Here is a 24,423-nt window from a genome sequence, read left to right as displayed (position 1 = left end):
AGTCTATCGAGTTCTTATTTTATGCGAATACGTGGGTCCACAATACTTAAGATAATATCCGAGAGCAATGCACCTAAAATCGCAGCAACCCCAAATATGATAACCACGGCGGTCACTACGCTAAAATCGCGTAATGTAATAGATTCCAAAAATAGCCGGCCCATCCCTGGATATCCAAAGATACTTTCAATAAAGACCGTCCCGCCAATTAAACCCGTAATTTCATAGCCAAAGAATGCAGCAATTGGCAACAAGGAATTCCGTAAAATATGGCGGTTATAAACACGAGATTCAGATGCACCCTTTGCCCTCGCAGTGACAACAAATTCCTTCTGTTTTGTATCAATAATTTCACTGCGTAAATACTGAACGGTCGAAACCGTTGCAATCAGTGCCATTGACAAGGAAGGCAGCATTAAGTGCTGAAGTTTACTTACAACATATTCGAATGTCCCTGGTGTAAGACCAGGCTTTACACTCCCTCCAGTAGGGAACCAACCAAGATTAAAACCAAATATCCAAAGCATCACTAATGCAAATATGAATAATGGAGCAGCAAATCCTAAGTACGTATAACCCGTTATTAAACGGTCACCCCATGTATCATTAAAACGACCACTCGTAATCCCAAGAGGAATTGCGATCAAATACGTCAAGAATAATGTCATAAGTGACAACCAAAATGTATTGGTCATTCGTTGAGCAATTAATTCAGTAACTGGCATTTTAAAACGAAACGATTGTCCAAAACTTCCGTCTAGCACGATTCCTTTAATCCAATCCATATATTGGACATACCAAGGATTATCCAACCCCAGCCTTACGCGCTGAGCTTCCATCGCAGCTGGATCAATACTCGGATCAATCAAACCACTTAACGCATCCCCAGGCATCATTTTTGCCATTATAAAGACCAAAATACTTAGCAACGCTATTTGTGGAATCATAATTCCAATTCGACGTACAGTGAATTTCCACATACTATTCACCCTCTCCCAGGCAAAGCCACTAAATGTGTGTCCGATACCGGCTGTAAGTTATAGGCCAAGCCCAAGTCATCGAAATAATCGTTATAGGACTGCTCATACTCTTGTTTTACTTGTTGGCGGAACTGTGATTGTTGCGCACGTTTCCGAGGGTCAATATCGGGAATCGCCGCAACAAGCCGTTTTGAGTAAATATGCTGTGGATCGTTGAAGATATCATCTGGTGTGCCTTCCTCAACATAGCGTCCCTTATACATAATGCCGATGCGGTCACACATATGCCTAATAATTCCAAGGTCGTGACTGATGAAAAGATATGTTAGACCTAATTCCTTCTGAATCTCCTGCATAAAATTCAAAACCTGCGCTTGAACAGATACATCGAGAGCTGAAACAGGCTCATCCGCAATAATTAGTTTTGGTTTTAAAGCAACTGCCCGAGCAATTCCAATCCGTTGGCGTTGCCCGCCCGAAAATTCATGCGGATATTTATGTATACTTTCGGGACTTAACCCAACCAGTTCCAACAACTCTTGGACTCGCTTCTTTTCTTCACCTTTTGATAGGTTTTCATAGTTTCGAAGTGGCTCGGAAACAATATCAAATACACGTTTTTTAGGATTCAACGTAGAATAAGGATCCTGGAATATCATCTGGATATCACGGCGTGCATCCATTTTTGAACGACGTAAATCTGTAATATCCTGTCCTTCAAAAAGTACCTTGCCCGAAGTTATTTTATTCAACCCGATGATTGCCCGTCCAGTCGTTGTTTTTCCAGATCCCGATTCACCAACAAGCCCATAGGTTTTCCCCTTTTCAATCGAGAACGACACACCGTCAACTGCCCGAACGTGGTCGACAGTCCTGCCAAGTATGCCACCATGAATAGGGAAGTGGACTTTTAAATCTTTGACTTCAAGAAACGACATGGTGATGATCCTCCTTGCTGTTTTCAGGGAAGCTAAAATGCTGATAACAAGTACAACGTACAAAATGACCTGGACTGACTTCATGTAAAACCGGATTTTTTTCATGAGCTGAGCTATCAATCCATGGAATTCTCGGACTAAATCGACAACCTTCACGTTCCAGCTTCTGCAAGGAAGGAACAATCCCCTCAATGACATGGAGTTCAGATTGTATTTCATTCGCATGTGGAACAGAGTTCAACAATGACCTTGTATAGGGATGTAGAGGATTTTCGAATAATGTATAAACATCTGCCAGTTCAACAATCTGTCCTGCGTACATTACCGCTACACGGTCTGCCATTTCAGCAACAACTGCTAAGTCATGTGTAATCAGAATAATTCCCGCCTGACTGTCCTCTTTTAACTCCTTCAACAAATCAAGAATTTGCGATTGAATCGTGACATCCAATGCAGTCGTCGGCTCATCTGCAATGAGCAACTCTGGCTCATTGGCAATCGCCATTGCAATGACAACCCGCTGCCTCATTCCACCTGATAGTTCATGGGGAAATTGGTCATACGTAAATTCCGGACGGACAATTCCAACCTTTTGTAACAAGCTGATGACTCGCTCTTTCCGATCCTTTTTCGAAAGCTTCGGATTGTGAATATAAATAATTTCACCAATCTGCTCACCGATAATCATTAATGGGTTCAATGCGGAAAGTGAATCTTGAAAAATCATGCCCATTTCCTTACCACGCAATTTATTCAATTTAGCGGGTGAGATATTCGCAATGTTATGATTTTTGAAATGGATATTCCCTTCGACTTTCGCCTTGTTATGCAGACCCATTATCGAGAAAGCCAATGCACTTTTCCCACAACCTGATTCTCCAACGATTGCCAATAGCTCATTTTTTTCAACCGTTAACGATACGCCGTCAACCGCCGCATAATAGTCATCTTTAATCCGAAATGATGTGCGGAGATTTTCAATTTCCAATACTGGGTTTCCCAAGATGACTTCCTCCTTGCATTACGTTAACCACAAACTGTTAATAGCAAATTTTCTGATTAAATCATTTGCCCCAATATACTATACAAATTCTTGTATGACAACACTGTTTTTGTAGAATACCAAATTCATAAAATATTTCATATATGACAAACCGGTTACAAACCTTGCCATGAAAGCGTTTCACAAACCGTAATAATTCAAATAATACTTCGGAAAATAAATTAATTTTTTATTTTGAGGCACAAAAAAAGACTCCTTTTCGATTTGAAAAGGAATCCACTCGCCTGTTTTGGGATATAACATCTATCCATTTGTTGAGTTAGTTGCAGATGATGCTGCCATAGCCGCCATTGTCGCAGCCATCACAGCTTGTTGCGCCTGTAAAATCAATTCCACAGATGTTGCAAGGCTAACCATTGCCTCATCTACATTTTCCGTTAATTCATGCATGCTGTAGCCAATTCCAATCGACAAGGCCATCTCACGATTCCATCTAAATAACTTAGATTCTTCCAACGCCTTCGTCAATTCAACGATATTTTTTAGTTCAGTATCCGCAACTTCAAATACAGTCAGAAAACCAATCATCGGATAATGAACAGGGCGTACCTTAGTTTCTTGCTTGAAAAAAGCAAGTACCTCTACCGCACGGGATACAAGCATTGGATTAAATTCATTGTGTACATACGTCATAACCTGCGATAACCATTGTAGTTCATTGCCTGAACGGAATCCTTCCGTACGCAAAGCATCGTAATAGGTTCGCATCGACCTGGCATGTTCAACCGGATTAGCACCTCTTTTGCCGAGCAATACTGCATAAGCATAATCATCGTCAGACGTCAGAAAGAAATGTTGCTTTTTCATAGCATCGTATAGCTTCTTAGCTTGCCTTGCTTCAGTGTCATAGAGGTCTTGGTCGTTTGTCATCAGAAGTGCTGCCAAATACGAATGGATGGTGTTGCGAAAACCGACACCCTTTAATACTTGCTGCTTCGCAAATAAACGATCTACCTCTTCGTCTATCACGGTTCCGGGTTGATTGAGAAATGCGGCCATCATAGGAAGAAGATTGCCACGTAACGGAGAAAGCCAGCCCGTCCTACTTTTCAGTGCATCCATCGTTCGGTTTAAGCTAACCGCATCGAATTCGCGCTCGGACGTGACGTAATACGATGTAATTGTCAGTACAACAGCCTTATCTACCGACCAACCTGCCAATGATTTCACTTTGTCATATGTCGTTTCGACATCCTGCCTAATCACATACGCATCCAATCGGACCAACTCCTTTTATATATGTACGGCTCACAGAGAAAAAAGTTTCAACTAGAATCCTTGGATATTCAAATTTCTCTTGGCGAATGCAGTGATAATTGCTATGCTAACGATACTTTAAATGAATAGGATGATGTTAGAATGAGCGAGCTCAAAACAATTCAACGTACACATTCTTTCCAATCGAAAGCGATGTTACAACAACAGCTTCAAACACTTGGGATTCAGGCAGGTGATAACATCATCGTTCACGCTTCACTCCAGTCGATGGGCTGGATTGCCGGAGGCGCGCAGACTGTCGTTGAAGCATTGATGGAAACAGTCACTTCCGACGGAACAATCATTATGCCCGCGCAATCCGCTGATAATTCAGAGCCGTCTAATTGGAAAAACCCTCCTGTTCCAGAAGAGTGGTATGAGCACATCCGCCAATCTCTTCCAGCCTATGATCCACATCTTTCATCTTTACGCGGTATGGGAAAAATCGCAGAGTGCTTCCACCGTCATCCCGCAACCATTCGAAGTGCTCACCCTACCCACTCCTTTATGGCGTGGGGCCAACACGCAAAAGACTGGATGAACGGGCATTTCTTACATGACTCGTTCGGGATGACTTCTCCACTCGGGAAGATGTTTGGCACGGATGTAAAAATTGTGATGATTGGTGTCGATTACGATACTTGTACCGCCCTTCATCTAGCCGAATATCGTGCACCCGGGCTAACGACTTCCCCTGATGGCGCGGCTGTGTTGCTAAATGGCGAACGGGTCTGGGCTACCTACGACATGGCGCATTTGGACTCAGACTTTTTCCCAAATCTTGTCGAGGCGTTCACGGAGGTAAATCCTGAAGTAGGTATCGAGGGTTTACTAGGACTTGCCACCTGCAAAATTATGCCGATGACACCACTGATTGAATTCGGAACGGATTGGATTGCGAAGAAAAGAATGGCAGATGCTGCAGTTGAAGGTTAAAGTCGAGTGGGAACTGTGAGTTACACAGGGAGTGAACTCGACTACCTTTTTGACAAACTGGGCTACATCGAACGAAAACACAGCTACGCTCAAATTATTCCCAATAAGAAACGCCTCTCCATATACGGAGAGGCGCACTATCAACTATAAATTTCTTTTTCTGCCGCCTTCACCAAAGCTGCTACAGTTGGTAAATCACCACGGTGAAAAGCATCTACAATGGCACTTCCTACAATAACGCCGTCGGCAAAAGCACCAATCGACTGAACCTGTTCAGGTGTCGAAATACCAAACCCAGCCAGCACCGGGACCGGACTTACTGCTTTTAATTTTTCTAAATGAGCTTGAAGATCATCACTGAAGCCGTCTCTAACACCCGTAATGCCATTGACCGTCACTGCATAAATAAAACCTTCGCCCACGGCTGTAATTTTCTGTATCCTCTCCGGTGGACTCGTCAACGATACAAGTTGAATAAGCGCAATGTCGGAGTTTTCCAGTGCATCCTGTAGCAAATCACTTTCCTCGAGTGGTAAATCCGGAATGATAAGTCCACGAACACCGCTGTTGCTACAATCCTTGACGAATTCAGGAATTCCATAGCTTAAAATTGGATTCAAATAGCTCATGATGACTAACGGAACTGTCACTTCATCGATAAACAAAGTAAGTTCTTTCAACACCTTGCGGAGCGTTACTCCAGAGCTGAGTGCCCGTTCTCCCGCCTCTTGAATGACTGGCCCATCCGCCACTGGATCAGAAAACGGAATACCAAGCTCAATCGCCGTCACGCCTGCTTCCTGGAGGAATAAAATCTGCTCCTTCAAAGCCGTAAGTCCACCGTCTCCCGCCATAATATACGGAACAAACGCTTTATTTCCACGCTCGACACAAGCATTGATGGCATCCGATAGAATCGTTTTCGTCATTTCGCTCCACCTCCCAAAGCATCGCGCACTGTTTGAACGTCTTTGTCACCACGTCCCGATAGACAAATGACGAGTATTTCTTCCTCACTCATTTGTCCTGCTAGCTCAACCGCATATTGCACAGCATGTGCACTTTCCAAGGCAGGAATAATTCCCTCCAACTTTGACAGCAGCTGTAAGCCTTCCAATGCACCTGCATCCGTGACCGCGGTATACTTCACGCGTCCAATATCATGCAAATGACAATGCTCAGGACCCACAGCTGGATAATCGAGCCCCGCGGAAATCGAATGCGCTTCCTGTATAAATCCATCCTCATCCTGCAGAATATACATATACGCTCCATGCAAAACCCCTTCTTTGCCATCCGCAATCGCTGCCGCATGAAGCCCTGTTTCCAGTCCACTGCCTGCCGCTTCCACTCCATACAACGCTACTTTTTCATCGTCCAAAAATGGATGGAACATACCAATCGCATTGCTCCCCCCGCCAATACACGCTACAACTGCATCTGGCAGACGACCTGCTTTCTCTATAATTTGTCTTCTCGTTTCCACACCAATCACACGCTGGAAATCACGGACAATTTTCGGGAAAGGATGTGGCCCTAAAGCTGAACCCAAAATATAATGCGTATCCTCCACATTCGCCACCCAGTAACGCAATGCGTCATTGACCGCATCCTTAAGTGTTCCGCTGCCTTTATCAACCGAAACGACCTTCGCGCCGAGCAATTCCATTCGGAAAACGTTCAATTCCTGCCTGCGAATATCCTCTGCCCCCATGAAAATGACACACTCGAGGTCAAACAATGCACAAACCGTCGCTGTCGCTACTCCGTGCTGTCCAGCTCCCGTTTCCGCCACAATCTTCTTTTTGCCCATACGTACGGCAAGCAACGCCTGCCCGATGGTATTATTAATTTTATGGGCACCTGTATGATTCAAGTCTTCCCGTTTCAAGTAAATCTTGGCGCCACCTGCCTGCTTCGTCAGTCTCTCCGCGAAATATAGTGGTGTCTCCCGTCCTACAAAATCCGTTAAATAATGATTCACTTCATCCATGAAAGCTGGATCTGCGATTGCCTCGTCATACGCCTGCTCCAATTCCAGCAACGCCGTCATTAATGTTTCCGGCACAAACTGCCCACCAAATTTGCCGTACCGTCCTGCCTTCAATTCCTTTACCATCACAATCGCCCCTCATCCCTAACCGCTTGAATAAATGCACGAATCAAGTTGCTATCTTTTCGCTTCATAATTTCGACGCCACTCGACACGTCCACCATATACGGCTGTACTTTTCGAATTGCTTCTCCTACATTTTCCACATTCAATCCGCCTGCTAGAATAACCCGATCTGCCTGTATGCCGACATTGTTCATGAGCGCCCAATCGAAGGTCATGCCGCTGCCACCCTTATAATCCGTTCCAGGTGTATCAAACAAAAAATAATCCGCTTCATATTGTGTCGCCCGCCTCACATCTTCATCACTGTGAACTGATAGTACTTTAATAGAAGGAAGTCCGATTTTTTTGATGAATTCTGCGCTTTCATCTCCATGAAATTGGATAATATCGAGCGGTACTTGACGATGCGTTTCCTTGATTTCTTCAACCGATGCATTGACGAATACGCCAATTTTTAGAACCCCAGGTGGGATATCATGCGCCAACTTTTGCGCTTCCTCAATCGTCACGCGTCGACGACTCGGAGCGAATACGAAACCAATCGCATCTGTTCCTGCATCAACAGCTACTTTGACATGCTCCTGCTCCATCAATCCGCAAATTTTTACTTTCGTCATCGAACCACCCCTTGCGTAGCCACTTGTAAGGACTGAATAGCCTCCGCGACCGAGTCACTACGCATCAATGATTCACCAACAAGCACTGCGTTGGCACCAGCTTTCGAGACGCGTAATGCGTCTTCTGCCTGCCAAATACCGCTTTCACTAATGAGGACACGCTTTTCATGGAATGGAAACAGCGCTGCAATTTCTTCTGTCCGCTGCAAATCCACCTCAAATGTACGCAAATCACGATTATTGACACCAATTAGCTTGGCATCTAGTGCAAGCGCACGTTTCAATTCCATCTCGTCATGCACTTCTACGAGCACTTCGAGATCAGCTGCCACAGCATAGGAATATAGTTCGGACAATTTTTCGTCAGTAAGTGCCGCAACAATAAGCAAAATTACTGAGGCACCCGCATTTTTCGCCTGATCAATCTGTACAGTGTGGATCATGAAGTCCTTACAAAGCAGCGGAATTGAAACAGCATCCGCAACGGCCGCCAAGTCTTCAAATGAACCCTGGAAGAAGTGAGCATCTGTTAGAACTGAAATACATGCTGCATCGGATTTTTCGTAAATAATTGCTTGTGCCACAGGATCAGCACCCTCAGCAATTAACCCTTTCGAAGGAGAGGCACGCTTCATTTCCGCAATGACCTGCAAATGCTTTGAGTGATATAACTTGTCGAATAAAGATGGACGTGATGGACGGCTTACTTGTTGGATAGTTTGTTGTGTCAGCAACTGCTGCACTTCATGCTGCTTTTGTTGTAGAATTTTATCTAAAATAGTCATTTCGCCATCGTCCTTTCCCCAATTTTTTCGCTAAATGCTACGACTGCTTGTAATTTTTCTAGCGCCCTGCCCGATATAATGCTATCCGTCGCCAGTTTAACGCCTTCTTGTATCGTTCCTACTTGCCCATTCGCAAACAAACCGATGCCGGCATTGAAGACAATCGTATCGAAATGTGGACCGCGTTGCCCTTGAAAAACAGTACGGATAATGGCTGCATTTTCTTTAGCATCTCCCCCACGAATAGCTGACGCAGGAGCGGATGTCAATCCAACATCCTCTGCAGTTAATGAAAACGGAATCAGATCTCCCTTATCCAGTAGCACGAAAATATTTTGTCCTGCGAGCGACGCCTCATCCATACCACCTGCACCCGATACGACAATCGCGCGTTCCCTACCAAGCATTCGTAAAACCGTTGCATAATCCATCGTGAAATCTGGACGATTAATGCCTGTAAATTGTGTTTTCAACGGAATCGGATTGGTCAAAGGACCGACCAAATTGAAAATAGTTGGCTTACCAATTTGTTGTCGAATGGCGCCAATTCGTTTCATTTTCGGATGAACTTGTGGCGCATGAAGGAAAGTGATACCTTCTTGGCGAAGCAATTCAGCCGTTTCTTCCTTACTGAAATCAGAACGAATTCCGAGTTCTTCTAGCACATCAGAACTGCCCGCCGCACTGGAAATTTTTCGATTGCCGTGCTTGGCAACCAATGCACCTGCGCCCGCTAATACAAAGGCTGATGCTGTACTAATATTAAAGCTGTTCAAACCGTCTCCACCTGTTCCACAGTTATCCATGTAGACACCTTCAGGAACGGACAGTTGAACAGCGTGTGATTTCATCACAAATGCAAGAGCCGCCACCTCATGGGCTGTCTCTCCTTTACGTGACAACGCTACGAGGAAGTCAACAATATCCTTTGAATCCGTCTGTTCATCAAAAATTAGGTTGGCAGCATCCAACATTTCTTCATACATCAAATGGTTCCCCAACTCAACTTTGCTTACAATCTCTCTCATCTCAATCTCTCCTCTACTCAGCTAAACTCGGTGACTAGTTCAATTTACAACTTCTAACAACGAACGGGCTTTATTGACCGTCTCCATGTATTCTGCCGTCGGATTTGACGCTGCAACAATGCCTGCACCTGCCTGCACATATGCTTTGCCATCCCGTACAATCATCGTACGAATCGTTAACGCAAAATCCATGTTGCCATTAAAACCGATATAACCAATAGCCCCCCCATAAATGCCTCTATCCATTTGCTCTAATTCATCAATCAATTCCATCGCGCGTGTTTTCGGCGTTCCTGTTACTGTGCCCGCCGGTAAACATGTACTTAATGCATCTAAAGAATGAAGCACTGGCGATAAGGTTCCTTCTACTTCAGACACTAAATGCATGACATGCTCATAACGCACCACTTCCATGTAGCTCGTAACGGCAACCGAGTCTGCCACACATATTTTCTCCAAATCATGGCGTCCCAGCTCCACCAGCATATCGTGTTCCGAAACCTCCTTTGGATCTGCCAGCAATTCTTTTTCAAGTACCACATCTTCAGCCTTGTCTTGACCTCGTCGCCGTGTCCCCGCAATCGGGTTCGTCATCACTTTGCCATTCGACACACGGACCAGGCTTTCTGGCGATGTCCCCACCACGACATGATCATCGAATTCCATATAGTACATATACGGAGATGGATTGCGCTTTCGTAGCTTGCGATACAGTGAAAATGGATCTCCTTTGAAATCCGCTACCATTCTTCTCGACAACACAACTTGCTCGACTTCACCGTCTTCGATATAGCCTTTTGCCCCGCGAACTAAATCTTCAAACTGCTGTTGCGTTACAGAACTGGTATAGTCAGAGATTTCAAAAGTAGAATCCTCCTTTTCCGGACCCACCAACATACTTTCTGCTAACGCATCCAAATCGGGCACGCTTTGTACCTCATTAATTTCCGTATGCAACAGCGTCACCTCGCTCAACACATGGTCAAACACAATGATTGTTTCGTAGACATTAAAGTTGACATCTGGGAATCCCAAATCCTCTTCTATACGACGGCCACCTTCCCGCGCTGCCCCATAACCGACATAGCCAACCGCTCCACCCGTAAACGGAAAGTCGATATCATCCGTAATCTGCGGCATCAAGCGTTTCAACAGCACAAACAAATCGCCCTCATGGCTATATTTCTTACCCGTCGCGTAGACATGCTCTTCAATCCTGCCGTCCCGTCCGCTATAGCACTTCAACGGATCCATACCTAGAAACGAATAACGCCCAGATCCTTCATGCTTCGAGGAGCTCTCCAGTAAAAACTTACGCTTACCCTGCATTTTTCTAAAAATCAAAATCGGTGTAAGCGAATCACCATTCAACTTCTTCATCGTCGTCCGTAAACTCTTCTGCCCTGTACTCATCTCAACTCATCTCTCCTTAACTGTTTCTAAATTCTTTATGAAATAAAAAAAGTCCTCTGCAAAAGGACATAAAAGTCCGATTGCAGAGGACGGAATAAACCGCGTTGCCACCTCTAATTGAAGCATAACTGCCTCCACTTAGCGTGCCTTAAACTCTAAGGCACATCCCCTAACGCGGGATATACGTCTCCCTTGAACATATTCAAGGGAACTCTCATAAGTCCATTCACATCGACTGCGAATCAGTTCACACCACCCACTGACTCTCTTAAAATCGCGCACCGATGCTACTCTTCTTATTCAACAATTTCTCAGCTATGCTCTTCTCATCTCGACTCATCTATCCGTGGGCGGCACCGCTCTCGGTACCTCCTGCCCGTCTTTGAACAAAAAAGTTATTCTTATCTTAGTACGCGATTGATTAGTTGTCAACCTTTTCAGAATTAATTATGTATCCGAAAGAAATTAGGTCCACCACTTCAAAAGTTTTGTTTAGTATCAAAATGATATTGGCTTAACAGGATCTTACTACTACCCAATTCTCATCCCCACACACCTAATTTTGAACATTCCCCGCCAACGCGCTACAATAGAGAAAAGAATTTTCCTGGATAGGGTGACAGCAATGAGAATTAATAAATATTTAAGCGAAGCGGGAATCGTTTCCCGCCGCGGTGCAGATAAATGGATTGAAGATGGACGTATTACGATCAATGGGCAACTAGCAGAGCTCGGCAGTAAAGTCCAGGAAGGTGACGACGTCCGTGCCGACGGGAAACCCGTTAAAACGGAACAACAGCTCGTCTATATCGCGCTTAATAAGCCGGTTGGCATCACCAGTACAACGGAACGCCATATCGAAGGAAATGTCGTAGACTTCATCAACCATCCCCTCCGCATTTTCCATATCGGACGACTCGACAAAGACTCGGATGGATTACTTCTTCTAACAAACGATGGCGATATCGTCAATGAAATACTGCGCGAGGAACACGGTCATGAAAAAGAATATATCGTCACCGTCGACCATCCCATCACAAAAGCATTTATCGATAAAATGGAGTCAGGTGTCAACATACTCGGCACAACAACAAAACCATGCAAAGTAAAACAACTTGGCCCACGCAAATTCAATATCACCTTAACCCAAGGTCTGAACCGCCAAATTCGCCGCATGTGCTCTGCACTCGGCTACAATGTTCAAAACTTACGGCGCACACGCATACTTAATATCCATTTGGGTAATTTGCCAAATGGACAATGGCGTGATTTGACGCAAGAGGAACTCGCAGAAATGTTTAGCATGATGAACTATAAGCCGAAACGGTAATAGAACAGCACTACACCTAAAATCTGCGGTGTGGTGCTGTTCTATTGTGTTTACTTAATAATTCGCAAGCGTAATGGCGATTTTATCCAAAACCTCATTTATGCTGTCACTCAAATAATTATTAACCATTATCGAAAAAATAAGCGTTTCTCCACTCTTCGTTTCGACATACCCCGACAAAGCTGCCACACCATTTAGTGAACCTGTCTTAGCTCGGACATTCCCTTCTGCCGCGGTACCTTTCATCCGACTGCGTAATGTTCCGCCGACAAACCGTTCCTCATTGCCGGCAACCGGGAGTGAATGCAGGAATGCAGGATACCACGATTTCGATTGGATTGCATACAGTAAATGGGTCACTTCATTCGCCGTGACAAGGTTTTTATGCGACATGCCTGATCCATCACGCAGTAGTAGCGTTGGCGTATCAATCCCCATGTCAGCAAGCGTAGCGTCCATGACGGCAAGCCCTTTACCCCAACTGCCTTTGCCGCCAACCACTCGCCCCATCTCTTTGACGAGCACCTCGGCATGTCCATTATTGCTCAACTTCATGAATGGAATGAACAGCTCACTGAGTGATATCGATTGTTTCGCTGCCAATAAAGTCGCCCCTTCAGGAATTGTTCCGCGTTCAATTTTTGGCGTTGCGGTAAATGTGATGCCTCGTTCTTCGATTGTCTGCTTGAAGAGGCTGACCGTATAATTCGTCGGCTCCCAAACGGAAGTCCAAGAGCGTGTTTTTTTCGCTCCAACGGGAATCGTTCCTGAAACAATAACTGTATTCGAGCCATGCGCGCGTTCAACTGTCAAGTGTTTCTTTTCATCCTTCGCTACCGTTTTCGTATGATTAACGATTGTCATGTAGCGATTCGTAGGGGCCATACTAACCCTCCCCGCCTGTCCTGACTTTTTAGCCGGATTCACTTCAACAATGACGGTTCCCGCGTCATAATCGTTGTTCGGAGACAATGTCAGTGCCGACACTTGTGCACCTGTATGAACCAGCTCATCCGACCAGTTCAAATCTTGTGAAAGCCTAACATCGTCATACCATGTGTCGTCCCCATATACATTGCCGTTGATGACCCGCACACCTTTCTTTTTTAATTCAGATACGAACGCAATCAAATCTGTTTTCGTCAGCGTTGGGTCACCTTGACCCCGTAAATAGAGATCGCCATGAAGTACACCGTCTCGGATTTCCCCATCCATGTACAATTCCGTTTTGAACATATGGTCTTGTCCAAGTGTTTCAAATGCCGCCGACCCCGTCAATAATTTCATAACAGATGCCGGATGGACCCGCGTATCGCCAAATTGCTCGTAAATCAACTCTCCACTTGCTGCATTGCGGACACTGATTGCGGTCGTCGCTCCTTGTAGTCTCGGATCCTTTAAAATGTCGTGAAGTTCGCTAAATTGGTTAAGGTCGTGGATTTTACTGCTAGGCTGCATTATCTCGTTCGACACGGTAACTAGCTCCTCCGTTTTCCGTTGGTCAAACCACAATAGCGTAAGTGCTATGCTGAAAATAAGTGCAAAGTATCCAAAGTGGTTCTGCTTCAGTACATTCACCCCGTTCATTCCTTGTGTATTCACTTAGTCTGCCCGAATTAGCACCAGCCCCAACCACAAAAAAGAGTTGAAACGATAATAACATCGCCCCAACTCCTTGTGATTCCAATCCTTTTACACTTTAAAGAATTCAATTTGCTCCTGCAAATCGACAGCCAGATGGGACAGTGACTCCGCAGATGCTGCAATTTCTTCCATTGAGGCTAACTGTTCTTCAGTAGAGGCTGCGACATTTTGTGTGCTAGATGCTGCGTCTTCAGCAATTCCCGCCAATGTTTCCTCTGATTGAAGTACTCGATCAACTCCAACCGATATTTGTTGAGCAGTAGCTGAGACACTCTTCAACTGACTCGCTACATCATCGACAGACGTACGGATTTGTGCAAATGATTCGCCCGCTTTGTTGACAACCTCTATACCGCCCGTAACCTCATTTGTTGCTTGTTGCATCGATTGTACAGCAACTTGCGTTTCTTCTTGAATCAAAGCAATCATTTGGGCAATTGTTTGAGCCGAGCCTGCCGATTGTTCAGCTAATTTACGAACCTCATCTGCTACAACCGCAAAGCCTTTGCCGTGCTCTCCTGCTCTCGCCGATTCAATCGCTGCATTTAACGCTAACAAATTGGTCTGCGTGGCGATATTCGTAATTTCTTCGATAATATTGCCAATTTCTCGAGACCGTTCGCCTAATCCTTCTACTACACTCGATAGTTGAGAAACTGTCATATTAATAGATCCCATTTGTTTAATAGTCGATTGAATCGCTTCGTTTCCTTCCAATGCTTTTTGTGATGTCTCAATCGCATTCGCAGAAATCTCCTGCGTATTCGATGCAATTAAATGAATACTTTCAGTCATCTCTTCAACGATTCTCTTACTCTCCTTCGTCTCTTCCACCTGGCGCTCTGCACCATGCGCTACACCTTGAATCGTCTGGGCAACCTCTTCACTCGCCTTTGTAGATTCTTCAGCACTAGCGGTCAATTGCTCGGACGAGGCTGCCACTTGTTCTGACGTATTATTGACTCGCATCATTAATTCCCTTAGCCTAGACACCATACTATTAAAGGATGTCATTAAAACCCCAATCTCATCTTTTGAGCGGTACTTCCCTTCTACCGTTAAATCACCATGTTCAGCCTCGACCATCAATGTTTCAATCTCTTTCAGCGGATGAATAATCATACGCGCAATGACAATTCCTAATGTAACTTTTAACACAAGTGCTATAAAAATAACGATGATAACGATCATGTTACTTCTTTTTACACTTGCTGTAATACTTCTATCCAACTCATCTGCATATGTTTCTAAATAGACTTCAATATCTTGCATCAGTGTATTTGCAACTTCTAATGATTCCTTAAGCTCTTTCTCGTATTTTGTATAACCAACTTCATTTTCCCCTTCCAAAGCTAGGTCTATAACTTTTTGTAATTCAACTTTATAGCGTTCATATTCATCTCTAAATTGATCCATTTTTTCTTTTTCCGTAGCAGATAACAGACTTTCTTCTAAATTAATTTCTAATTCCTTACTCTCTTCGATTCGTTCAGAAATCAACGTCTCCAATTCCTGTTTCATCTTTATATCCATTGATAACAGCATCTCCAACGTATAACCATCGACAGCCCGACTATTTGTACGAATTTGAGACTGCCATTTAATAGGAAGTAGCGCATCCCGGTACATTTGTTCTGAGTTTCCCTTCATTTGTTGCATATAATAAAACCCAGTCCCACCGATTAAGAAAAAAATAACGACTGATAAAGATATTAAAATAAATAACTTTTTACCTATTTTTGCGTTTCGTAAGCCCATTTCTATTCCCCCTTCTTTTCGAATCTTACTTGACATTACCCATGATTGATCCTTGCTCAAACCTACCTAAATTCTTAGTGATTTTTATTTTATTTCAATGAAAAACCGCATTATGTATATATCTTTAACAAGCTAGCCAAGTATGTCAGAATTGATTTCAACAGTGTAAAACACCTATGTATTATTCTTTTTTCAACCATGACTTTAGCTCGTAATCAAACTTTATAGAATGTACGATTTTTAGGGAAGGATGAAACCTTAATGCAGAAAAAAGAGCATCAAAGCCAAAGAACCATAAGCGTGATTAAAAAAGGTATTAGTTTTGGATCTTGCCTTGCCATGATTATCTCGTACACTGCCTATCAGTCTATCGGATGGGCGATACTTCACGGTTGCTTGAGCTGGTTTTATGTGATCTATTACTTCATTGCATATGAACCTAGCTTATTCTAAGATGAAAAAGGAGCCAGGACGATGATAATTCGTTCCAGCTCCCTCTTATTTAGTCACTTAAACTAACTCCGCAATGTAATCTCGCATTACGGCCATTCTATGCTAAATTCGTATGCCATCAAATTGGTAATAGAACCAATGCAAGACTATCCACTTCCATTTCGGTAGCAGCCCGCGGTAATAAAAACTCAAAATTCTGCAACGAGTTTTTTATGGGTGCACGAAAAGCCATCTACCATCCCATGATAAAAAACACCAAACACATCCCGATTGATGAATTCCGAGACTTTTTGCCGTTGATGAAGTGCCTTTATAAGCGATTGTCGATGAGGATACCGAAATAGCTTGTCTACCCGTCAATCATTCTACTATAATAGTATATAATAACATCCAAAAAATTTCGTTAATTTAAAGGGGGAAGTCACATGCTAGTCAGAGATTTATATTTACCAAAACAAGATGTAGTCGTTGCGAATAACAAGCAAACCGTTATGGAAGTGTTAACGAAAATCAAAGAAAGTGGCTACCGATGTATTCCCGTTGTGGACAGTAATGAGAATTACAAAGGAATGATCTATAAAGTACATTTGATTGAATATATTTATGAAGACAGCGGTGATAAAAATAAGACGGTTGAGCATTTATTGATGCACCAGGATGCTTTTATATCCGAACGATCTTCTTTCTTAAACGCGTTGATTGATATTAAGTCTTTACCGTTTCTAAGCGTTGTTGAAAATGGAAAACTAATTGGTATTCTAACGCATAACAAAGTTGAAAGCGTATTGGAGGATGCATTTGGTCTGAAAACAGGTGGTATTAATATTACGATTTCTTCAACCGAGGCAAAAGGCATGATTGAAAAATTAACAAAAACGCTACGTGGCGAAAATATCGAAGGTATGTTTACATTGGATAATGGTTCCGTATTGGCACGAAGAGTTGTGATTACGCTTGAGGATGGAAAGACAGAAGAGGACATTGAGAAACTAAGCGACAAACTGGAGAAGAATGGTTTTAGAATTTTGCATATCGATCATATTGAAAAAAAGTAATTGAAAAAGAAAAAGGATAGATAAGGCGAAGCGCTTCGCTTTATCTATCCTTTTTGTACTCTAAATAACGTTTAAAAGCCCAAATCAACATTTTCTTCAAACCCACTTCGGCGCTAAGGTAGCCTACGCTCAGTTTATACACTGTCCGAGAGGAACATCCATTATGACAAAAAATTGAACTAACGTTTACTCTTGATTAAATTTATTAAATAATACATCTGTGAAATCAAAAATGAGAGCAATATAACAATTAGTGTTCCGAATATATAAATGGCAGTTTCGGCGTAATTTCCTCCATCAAATATAAAAGCCAACGGAAAAAAGACAAATGCACTCGCTAATAAAACCAAGAAAAATATACTAATATACTTCGACACGATTTATCCCACCCTATTTGAATTGTACAAAACTACCTAAGCAATCTACCAGTAAATATAATGTAAATTAGTACTATTAAAAAACCTATTGTAAAAATAATAGTAAATATACTTCTAGCCATCGCCTTCCATTCCCTTACATTCTTTAAACCGATCAATCCAAGAAAAAATGTTATCACCGTCACACCCAAGACCATATCTAAAGGATGAATACCTATGACCTTGGTAAAAAAGCTTAAAATACTTGTAGACGTTGCCGCAATAAAAAATAAAGGGATGCAACATAGAGAAAGTATAAAAGACCATACATTAATATTATTTCTCATATGCACCTCGTTCTTAAAACCTAGTTTTTCCACTCAAGAGCTTTTAGACGTCAAATGCCAAACTAATTATTTTCCATTCATTGTTAAACATTTTAAAAGATAAACCTAAGAATGTTGGTGGGCTATCAGGCTCCCCATTTATATCTACATAAAACTCTCTTATATGAATATGAAATGTGTCATTTTCGCTATCATATTGATACCCTTGTATAACCCAATCATCTAATTGAACCTTTCTTTCACGAGAAAATAAGAGCCACTCATATTCATCCTCACCATGTTTTGCAAATAGCTCATTATCTCTATCCACAAGAATGATGTCCTCCGACAAAAGTTCCTGTAGTTTCTCTTTATCCCCCGACGTATGCGCACGAACAAATTCCCGTGATAGATTACTAATACCCGGAAAAATATCTTTTTCCTTTTTAGTGGCGTCTATCTGTTTTTCTAGCTCCGCAATATTTTGGGTTAGTTTTTCTATCTTGTTTTCTTGATTATCTAGGTTTTCCGATAACACTACTTTATCCGCTTCAAGTTGACTCACTTTTCCTTCTAAAGGGTCCACTGTTTGAGAACACGCTGCTAACACCATCACAAAAACAAATAGCAAAGTAAAACGTATAATTTTTCTCATATTATCCCACCTCTATTAATAGACGTGAATAATTCTAAATAGTTACACAGCATAACGTCATTTCATTTTTTTTCAAATGAAGTGATTGATAAACCTTCCATTACTTTTGTGTCTCCAGTTTTTATGAATCCCCGTTTTTCATAGAAGTAGATGGCTGGTGCATTTTTAGAACCTGTTGAAACAATCAGCGTTTCATCACCTTCTCCGCAGTTTTCAACAAAGTCTAATAGCCTCCCAGCGATCCCTTTCCTAAAGTGTTTCGGATGCACCATTAACCGATGAATATCAATGAGTCCCTCTTCTACTTTTATTGAAGTAACTCCGCCCAACTCTCCATCTACATAACAGCCATAGAACGTTTCTCCACATCGTTGCAATGTACTAACCGTATCCTTTAACGGTGGAATATCATAGAAATCAATCAATTCTGCCTCTACCCGATACGAAAGGAGTTGAACACTTAACACCTCTTCAGCAAGTTTTGGATCTGTAATATCTATTTCTTTAACCATGTCATTCATCCTCCCTATTCAACACATACCAAAAAGCGAGGACACCTCTCACGGTGCACCTCGCTTTTCTCGTTATGCAGCGTTCACTCTATCATCTGGTTCTGGAACCTTCGCAAGTATAGCTAGCCCGATAACGAACAATACAACGAGGCTGAATACACCATTTGCGGAGCTTCCTGTCAGCTGCGTTGTTAATGCTACCAATAAAGGACCCATGACGGATGCAAATTTCCCGAAAATGTTATAAAAGCCGAAAAACTCATTTGCTTTTTCTTTCGGGACAATTCTAGCAAAATAGGAACGACTAAGCGCCTGGATGCCGCCCTGTGACGTTGCAACAAGCATCGCCAATATCCAAAAATCCATCGTTGTTTTCATGAAATACGCATAAATACAAACGATAATATAAACACAAATGCCAACATACAGCATCTTTTTCCCCGTAAACTTCTGTGCTAACTTACCGTAAAGAATCGAAAATGGCGCAGCCACTACTTGCGTGACAAACAAAATAATAAGAAGACTTGTCGAGTCAATCCCTAAATCAGTTCCGTAAGCCGTTGACATATTAATAATCGTTCCAACACCATCGATATAAAAGAAATAAGCCAGTAAGAATAAAAACACTGTCCGATATTTACGGATTTCTTTAAATGTCCCACCAAGACGTCTGAAACTACCACCGAGTATATTCGGCTCACGTTTCACGCCATGAAGCTGATGCACATTTTTCAGCATCGGAATTGTAAAGACAAACCACCAAATTGCCGTAATGACAAAAGCAAGCTTACTCGCCGTAGGCACAGCAAGCGGAATCAGTTCTTTTTGGGCCAATAGAATAATAGCAATACTAATAATAAATGGAATTGTGCTCCCGATATACCCTAAACCAAAACCACGTGCAGATATATGGTTCATCTGCTTTTCCGGCGTAACGTCAATGAGAAATGCATCATAAAATATATTTGCACCATGAAAACCCACTGCTGTAATAACGTAGATAATTAATAACCACAACCAATTATCCCCCGGAACAAATGCCAATGAAACTGTCGAGACTGTCCCCATGAGGAAAAAAAACAAGAAAAACTTCTTCTTTAATCCTTCGTAATCTGCAATTGCCCCTAAAATCGGCCCAATCATTGCCAATATGAATGTCGCAATGGCAACTGAGTAGCCCAAATACGCCGTCGAATTCGACAAACTCACGCCAGCATCTGTCGCAACCGCCTTATAATACAATGGGAAAACCGCCGTCGTAATAATGATGGAGTACGCCGAGTTTGCCCAATCATAGAAAATCCAACTATTCTCTTGTTTCGTATACTTCTTCATGCCCACACCCCTTCCATTCTCTATGAATAGTTTACACGAAAGTAAATGTAAAAGTTGTAAAATTTCAATCTACTTAGATTTCAAAATCCCCTCAACTACCTTACCATCCGTCTTCCCCAAATCCAGCCCTAGCAATCTTGCAAACGTCGGTCCTTCATCAACCAACCGCATATGCTCGATTTCCACATTCTGTCGAATCCCTTTCCCTGTCGCCATAAAAACCGTCGAGTACTCCTCTTTTCCAGGTGAATAGCCATGAGAAGCATGTGTATACTTACCCGCCGCCACATCCTCCGCTATAATGACATCAATCGGCTCTCCATCTACATGCTCTGTGAAGTAAAAACCACGACGTGCCTCCACCATAAAAGCAGCCTGCTCGTCCGCACCCCTTAGTCCTGCCTCAGGGCCTTCCAAGACAAATTCAATGCCATTGTCTTCATTAACTACAAGGGAGTGCAGCAGTGCACGCACTCTATCCTTTGCTTGCTCATCCTTCACATAAATATAAGCCGAACCGTCATTACTTTTACAATATGCCTGCCAATCTTTCACCATACCCCGCCCATTCAACTGGATCAAACCGCTTTCCTTCAATAACACATTCAACTTAACAGCCCTCGAATGATCCAGTGAACTATGATCCCCCAGCGCGACAATTGTCGTCTGTTCGTATATCCCACTCTCTTTCAAAGCCGACAAAATCTCACCCAGCCGTCGATCATGGCGTTGAATAGCCGCATGCGCTTCCTCCGAAGAAAATCCGTGATGGTGACGTTGCGTATCAAGGTCTACCAAGTGAACTAGCATCAAATTCGGCTTTTTCGTTTGAATCGTATGTACAGTTGACGCCGTCACGAAATCATCCAGTTCTGGCTGAGCAATCCCCTTCCGCTGATGACCAAACTTACGATTCATCTCAAGCTGATAGCGCTTGCTGCCATTCATAAAAGAAACAGCAATTTGATGATGCCACGGACGATTCGCAAAAATCTCCGGCATATGATAATCAATCTTCGCCTTTGCCGTCACAGGCCATAGCAATGCCGCAGTCGACAAGCCGGCTTGCTTCGCTTCATCATATAACGTCGTCCCTTTAATATGACGACGATGCCAATACCAATCTGGTGACGGTCGATTCGGCTGCAGCAACGTATTCGTCACAACGCCATGCCGATTCGGAAAATTCCCCGTCACAATACTCGTATGACACGGGTACGTCACCGAAGGATAAATCGTCTCGACCTGTCTACAAATCGCTGCCTTGTCCAACAGCTCCTGAAAATGCGGTAGCGTTTCTAACATCGGAAGATCCAGCGACGATAAACAATCAAATGAAAGTACAAGTAAATGATCTGTTAAACGCGTCATAGTAAGCCCCCTTCTCAGACGATACAAACGCAACGATGATTTCAATCATATACGCACCCCGAATTCCCCGTCATTTACTTTCTTAAAGTACACTTCGATTAGACCGAGTACTTTTCCTCTATTTAGCTAGTCATAGTTTCGCACGATACTTTGTCGCACGCCCACGCCCGACGCGTTCAATTACATTGGAAGCAACGAGTTCTGTTATCAACTGACGAACGGATGATTTACTTCTATCAAGATGGTTTTCCAATTCTTTACTAGTGAAAGTCTCATGCTGCTTAATCCAACTCATCAAATTTAACGAAACACCTTGATTCTTTTTCAACGACACTAAATCCTTTTTCGGCAATGTAACAACGAAAGCATTTGGTCCTATCTCCCAAAATGGTTCTTGTTCCACGCCCGCATAACTTTCTCTTATCCGTTGTAACCCCGTTCCATAACTTTCAATCCATTTCAATCTATAAAAACAGTTCGCCAATTTGGAGTTGCGGCTTTGTGAAATCCCTAATTCAATATCCTCTACTGATAGGCCTTGAACCAAACCGCCTACCGAAACAATCTCGATCCGATCATCGAAAATATGGATTAAAATACTGCCACTAAATCCATAATCACGATGTACCACAGCGTTGATTAACGCTTCGCGTAGCGCATCGCTTGGATATTCTGACGTTTCGATTCGCTGTAGCCCATTAAATTCAGCCACACTTGCATTGTGCATTTGTAAATAGTCATATACATCGTTCACTTGCTTCAAAAGGGAACCACCGAATTCCTTACGATCCCGAAACTCCAATTTCGTAGTTCCTTGATAACGCGCGCATTTGACGGTATGCTCACACTGCTCCGATAACAGTAAACCAAGATTCGTATAATACCCTTCCTCATTCACAATTCCAAGCGTTCTTTGCTGCGTTTGCCCAAAAGACAATTTCTCTTCCGCAAACAACTTTTTTGCATAATCAAATGCCAACGTTTGATTCATACAACGTATATTTTCAAAACTTGTGCCATCCGACTCCATAATCATCTTACGAATTGCCTCGTTTGATGCTGGATTTACAGTCGTCCCATGACGCACAAAAACCCTGGATGGCTTAATCCCTTTACTAGCTAGATGATAGGGTCTCCTTGTTCCTCTGGCAATCTCAATTTCAATAACATCCTTCCCTTCTATCGATATGATTTCAGCCTTTGTATACACAAGCACATCGGGTTTGATGCTATCACGTAACATGCTACTGATCGACTCAAGATCCTGCCGTGCATGCGGAAGCCCTATCACGGAGCCGTCATCCTCTACACCGATAACAATCGTTCCACCATTTGTATTCATAAAGGCGATTACTTCTTTTTTCAACCCATCCGTTACTTGGCGCTTCAACTCAATTGTCGAACTCTCCTCATACATGTCTAGCCCTCCTTATAAATTATCCATTAAATCGATTATAATCGATTAATTTCAATATGATTTAGTTTTCAGTTTGCCCTTCCCATGATAATGTTTATTCAAAACCCTTTATTGGATTGCAACAAAATAATCCAATAGTATTATTTGAAGTAAAGAGGCGATAGCTATCCAACAGTTACCACTACTGCAACAAGTCATCGATTATATTGAGAACCATATTAAAGAGGAAATCAAACCTGAGGAACTAGCTAAACTAGTTGGCTATTCTCCTTATCATTTTTATCGAATTTTCGATAAAAATATTGGGTATACCATTATGGATTATGTCTTAAAGAGAAAGCTGCAATACGCATTATATGATTTAGCGCAGGATAAAAAAATCATTCAAATTGCCCTGGACTATGGCTTTGAGACACATTCTGGCTTTACAAAGGCTTTTAAGAAATGTTTCGGTAGCCCGCCAAACCTATATCGACTTCACTGTCCCATTTCATTACCACAAAAACTTAATCTAGTAAGCCTACAAGAAAAAAGGGTAGGTGGCATTGTCATGCAACCGAAAATTGTGCGGAAGCCCGCTTTCCGTATTGCCGGCAAAACATTTGAGAGCACTATCGAAAATATTTCCTACACAAGAGACGCACCCGCCTTTTGGGATCAACGAATTTCTTCAGATGAAGCAATCGAAAGCACATTGTATGAAGCGTTGTCTCCCGAAAAACATGGAGAGTATTGTATCAACCTAAACAGCGAAGACCAAGGAGATAGATTTACGTATTTATTTGCAGTAAATTACGATCAAAACGTCCAGTTACCTACTGGACTGACAAATCTACAAATTCCAGAGACAACCTATGCAGTTTTTAGAACCCCACTCATTGCAGTAGAACAATTTGTCTCATCCATCAAAGGGACATGGCAATACATTTTAGAAGATTGGCTGCCCAATTCCCTTTATGAAGTCGATGAAACCAGTTATGACTTTGAATACTATGACGAACACTGCCATGACTGGGAATACAAGAAAATCTATATGGAAATTTATCTACCGATTAAAGAAAAATCCAAGGAGTGA

The 24,423-nt window shown here is 42.6% G+C and carries 21 protein-coding genes, 1 pseudogene and 1 other annotated feature; of the genes and pseudogenes, 4 read left to right on the top strand and 18 right to left on the bottom strand.

Annotated elements, in window-relative coordinates; genetic code table 11:
- Positions 1-14 precede the first annotated feature (14 nt).
- The 4 genes from opp4B to R2B77_RS11800 form a co-directional block, all read right to left on the bottom strand.
- Positions 15-980: an oligopeptide ABC transporter permease gene (gene opp4B, locus R2B77_RS11815; protein WP_203248352.1), complete on the bottom strand. Its 966-nt coding sequence runs from the start codon at positions 978-980 to the stop codon at positions 15-17.
- A gap of 5 nt (positions 981-985) precedes the next feature.
- Positions 986-1,918, bottom strand: coding sequence for an ABC transporter ATP-binding protein (locus R2B77_RS11810; RefSeq protein ID WP_203248351.1), 933 nt, complete (start codon positions 1,916-1,918; stop codon positions 986-988).
- Entirely contained in the window at positions 1,905-2,921 is a 1,017-nt protein-coding gene (locus tag R2B77_RS11805; RefSeq protein WP_203248350.1) for an ABC transporter ATP-binding protein, read from the bottom strand. The genes R2B77_RS11810 and R2B77_RS11805 overlap by 14 nt, the downstream gene beginning before the upstream one ends.
- A 303-nt stretch (positions 2,922-3,224) precedes the next feature.
- A complete protein-coding gene (locus R2B77_RS11800; protein ID WP_203248349.1) occupies positions 3,225-4,199 on the bottom strand; it encodes a DUF4003 family protein in 975 nt (324 codons plus the stop codon).
- Between the two features lie 141 nt (positions 4,200-4,340).
- Here R2B77_RS11800 and R2B77_RS11795 point away from each other — a divergent pair, with 141 nt between their 5' ends.
- Positions 4,341-5,174 (top strand): aminoglycoside N(3)-acetyltransferase, encoded by an 834-nt coding sequence (locus R2B77_RS11795; RefSeq protein ID WP_203248348.1) that lies wholly within the window; start codon positions 4,341-4,343, stop codon positions 5,172-5,174.
- Positions 5,175-5,314: 140 nt separating this feature from the next.
- On the opposite strand, the gene trpA is transcribed toward R2B77_RS11795, so the two are convergent.
- Genes trpA through trpE form a run of 6 tightly spaced genes read right to left on the bottom strand, consistent with a single transcriptional unit; the run spans position 5,315 to position 11,136 of the window.
- Complete coding sequence (trpA, locus tag R2B77_RS11790; protein ID WP_203248347.1) at positions 5,315-6,103, bottom strand: tryptophan synthase subunit alpha; 789 nt, start codon at positions 6,101-6,103, stop codon at positions 5,315-5,317.
- The gene (gene trpB, locus R2B77_RS11785; RefSeq protein ID WP_203248346.1) at positions 6,100-7,293 is read right to left on the bottom strand and encodes a tryptophan synthase subunit beta; all 1,194 of its coding nucleotides are present in this window, start codon (positions 7,291-7,293) and stop codon (positions 6,100-6,102) included. The genes trpA and trpB overlap by 4 nt, the downstream gene beginning before the upstream one ends.
- Entirely contained in the window at positions 7,293-7,910 is a 618-nt protein-coding gene (locus R2B77_RS11780) for a phosphoribosylanthranilate isomerase (protein WP_203248345.1), read from the bottom strand. The genes trpB and R2B77_RS11780 overlap by 1 nt, the downstream gene beginning before the upstream one ends.
- Positions 7,907-8,695, bottom strand: a complete 789-nt coding sequence (gene trpC / locus R2B77_RS11775) for an indole-3-glycerol phosphate synthase TrpC (RefSeq protein WP_203248344.1) — start codon at positions 8,693-8,695, stop codon at positions 7,907-7,909. Before trpC ends, R2B77_RS11780 begins: the two co-directional genes overlap by 4 nt.
- Positions 8,692-9,723, bottom strand: coding sequence for an anthranilate phosphoribosyltransferase (trpD, locus tag R2B77_RS11770; RefSeq protein WP_203248343.1), 1,032 nt, complete (start codon positions 9,721-9,723; stop codon positions 8,692-8,694). Before trpD ends, trpC begins: the two co-directional genes overlap by 4 nt.
- Positions 9,724-9,762: 39 nt before the next feature.
- Positions 9,763-11,136, bottom strand: coding sequence for an anthranilate synthase component I (trpE, locus tag R2B77_RS11765; RefSeq protein ID WP_203248342.1), 1,374 nt, complete (start codon positions 11,134-11,136; stop codon positions 9,763-9,765).
- Between the two features lie 82 nt (positions 11,137-11,218).
- Positions 11,219-11,449 (bottom strand) — a binding site (T-box leader).
- Positions 11,450-11,761: 312 nt separating this feature from the next.
- On the opposite strand from trpE, the gene rluF reads away from it, so the two are divergent.
- A complete protein-coding gene (gene rluF, locus R2B77_RS11760; RefSeq protein ID WP_203248341.1) occupies positions 11,762-12,466 on the top strand; it encodes a 23S rRNA pseudouridine(2604) synthase RluF in 705 nt (234 codons plus the stop codon).
- Positions 12,467-12,520: 54 nt separating this feature from the next.
- Here the strand turns inward: rluF and dacB are convergent, their stop codons facing one another.
- From dacB to R2B77_RS17990, 3 genes and pseudogenes are all read right to left on the bottom strand, one after another.
- Positions 12,521-13,939 carry a D-alanyl-D-alanine carboxypeptidase/D-alanyl-D-alanine endopeptidase gene (gene dacB, locus R2B77_RS11755; protein WP_203248340.1) on the bottom strand — a complete coding sequence of 473 codons (1,419 nt, stop codon included), beginning with the start codon at positions 13,937-13,939 and terminating at the stop codon, positions 12,521-12,523.
- 219 nt (positions 13,940-14,158) lie between these two features.
- Positions 14,159-15,868, bottom strand: coding sequence for a methyl-accepting chemotaxis protein (locus R2B77_RS11750; protein ID WP_203248339.1), 1,710 nt, complete (start codon positions 15,866-15,868; stop codon positions 14,159-14,161).
- Positions 15,869-16,542: 674 nt separating this feature from the next.
- Positions 16,543-16,632 (bottom strand): annotated as a pseudogene (locus R2B77_RS17990) (LytTR family transcriptional regulator); the annotation flags it as partial.
- A gap of 114 nt (positions 16,633-16,746) precedes the next feature.
- Here R2B77_RS17990 and R2B77_RS11745 point away from each other — a divergent pair.
- The gene (locus R2B77_RS11745) at positions 16,747-17,376 is read left to right on the top strand and encodes a CBS domain-containing protein (protein WP_203248338.1); all 630 of its coding nucleotides are present in this window, start codon (positions 16,747-16,749) and stop codon (positions 17,374-17,376) included.
- A 746-nt stretch (positions 17,377-18,122) separates the two neighbouring features.
- Here the strand turns inward: R2B77_RS11745 and R2B77_RS11740 are convergent.
- The 5 genes from R2B77_RS11740 to R2B77_RS11720 all read right to left on the bottom strand — a co-directional run bounded on the left by R2B77_RS11740 (position 18,123) and on the right by R2B77_RS11720 (position 23,348).
- On the bottom strand, positions 18,123-18,713 hold the full coding sequence (locus R2B77_RS11740) for a hypothetical protein (protein WP_203248337.1): 591 nt from the start codon (positions 18,711-18,713) through the stop codon (positions 18,123-18,125).
- A gap of 62 nt (positions 18,714-18,775) precedes the next feature.
- Positions 18,776-19,225 (bottom strand): GNAT family N-acetyltransferase, encoded by a 450-nt coding sequence (locus R2B77_RS11735; RefSeq protein WP_203248336.1) that lies wholly within the window; start codon positions 19,223-19,225, stop codon positions 18,776-18,778.
- A 72-nt stretch (positions 19,226-19,297) separates the two neighbouring features.
- A complete protein-coding gene (locus R2B77_RS11730; RefSeq protein ID WP_203248335.1) occupies positions 19,298-20,560 on the bottom strand; it encodes an MFS transporter in 1,263 nt (420 codons plus the stop codon).
- 69 nt (positions 20,561-20,629) lie between these two features.
- Positions 20,630-21,931: an alkaline phosphatase family protein gene (locus tag R2B77_RS11725; RefSeq protein WP_203248334.1), complete on the bottom strand. Its 1,302-nt coding sequence runs from the start codon at positions 21,929-21,931 to the stop codon at positions 20,630-20,632.
- A gap of 130 nt (positions 21,932-22,061) precedes the next feature.
- A complete protein-coding gene (locus R2B77_RS11720; protein ID WP_203248333.1) occupies positions 22,062-23,348 on the bottom strand; it encodes an RNA-binding domain-containing protein in 1,287 nt (428 codons plus the stop codon).
- Between the two features lie 160 nt (positions 23,349-23,508).
- Between R2B77_RS11720 and R2B77_RS11715 the strand changes: the two genes are divergently transcribed.
- Positions 23,509-24,423: an AraC family transcriptional regulator gene (locus R2B77_RS11715; RefSeq protein ID WP_322555699.1), complete on the top strand. Its 915-nt coding sequence runs from the start codon at positions 23,509-23,511 to the stop codon at positions 24,421-24,423.

Origin of the sequence: Sporosarcina beigongshangi (assembly GCF_033485195.1) — a bacterium.
GTDB lineage: Bacteria > Bacillota > Bacilli > Bacillales_A > Planococcaceae > Sporosarcina > Sporosarcina beigongshangi.
Note: the sequence above shows the minus strand (reverse complement) of the source record. Positions and strands in the feature narration are given on the sequence as shown.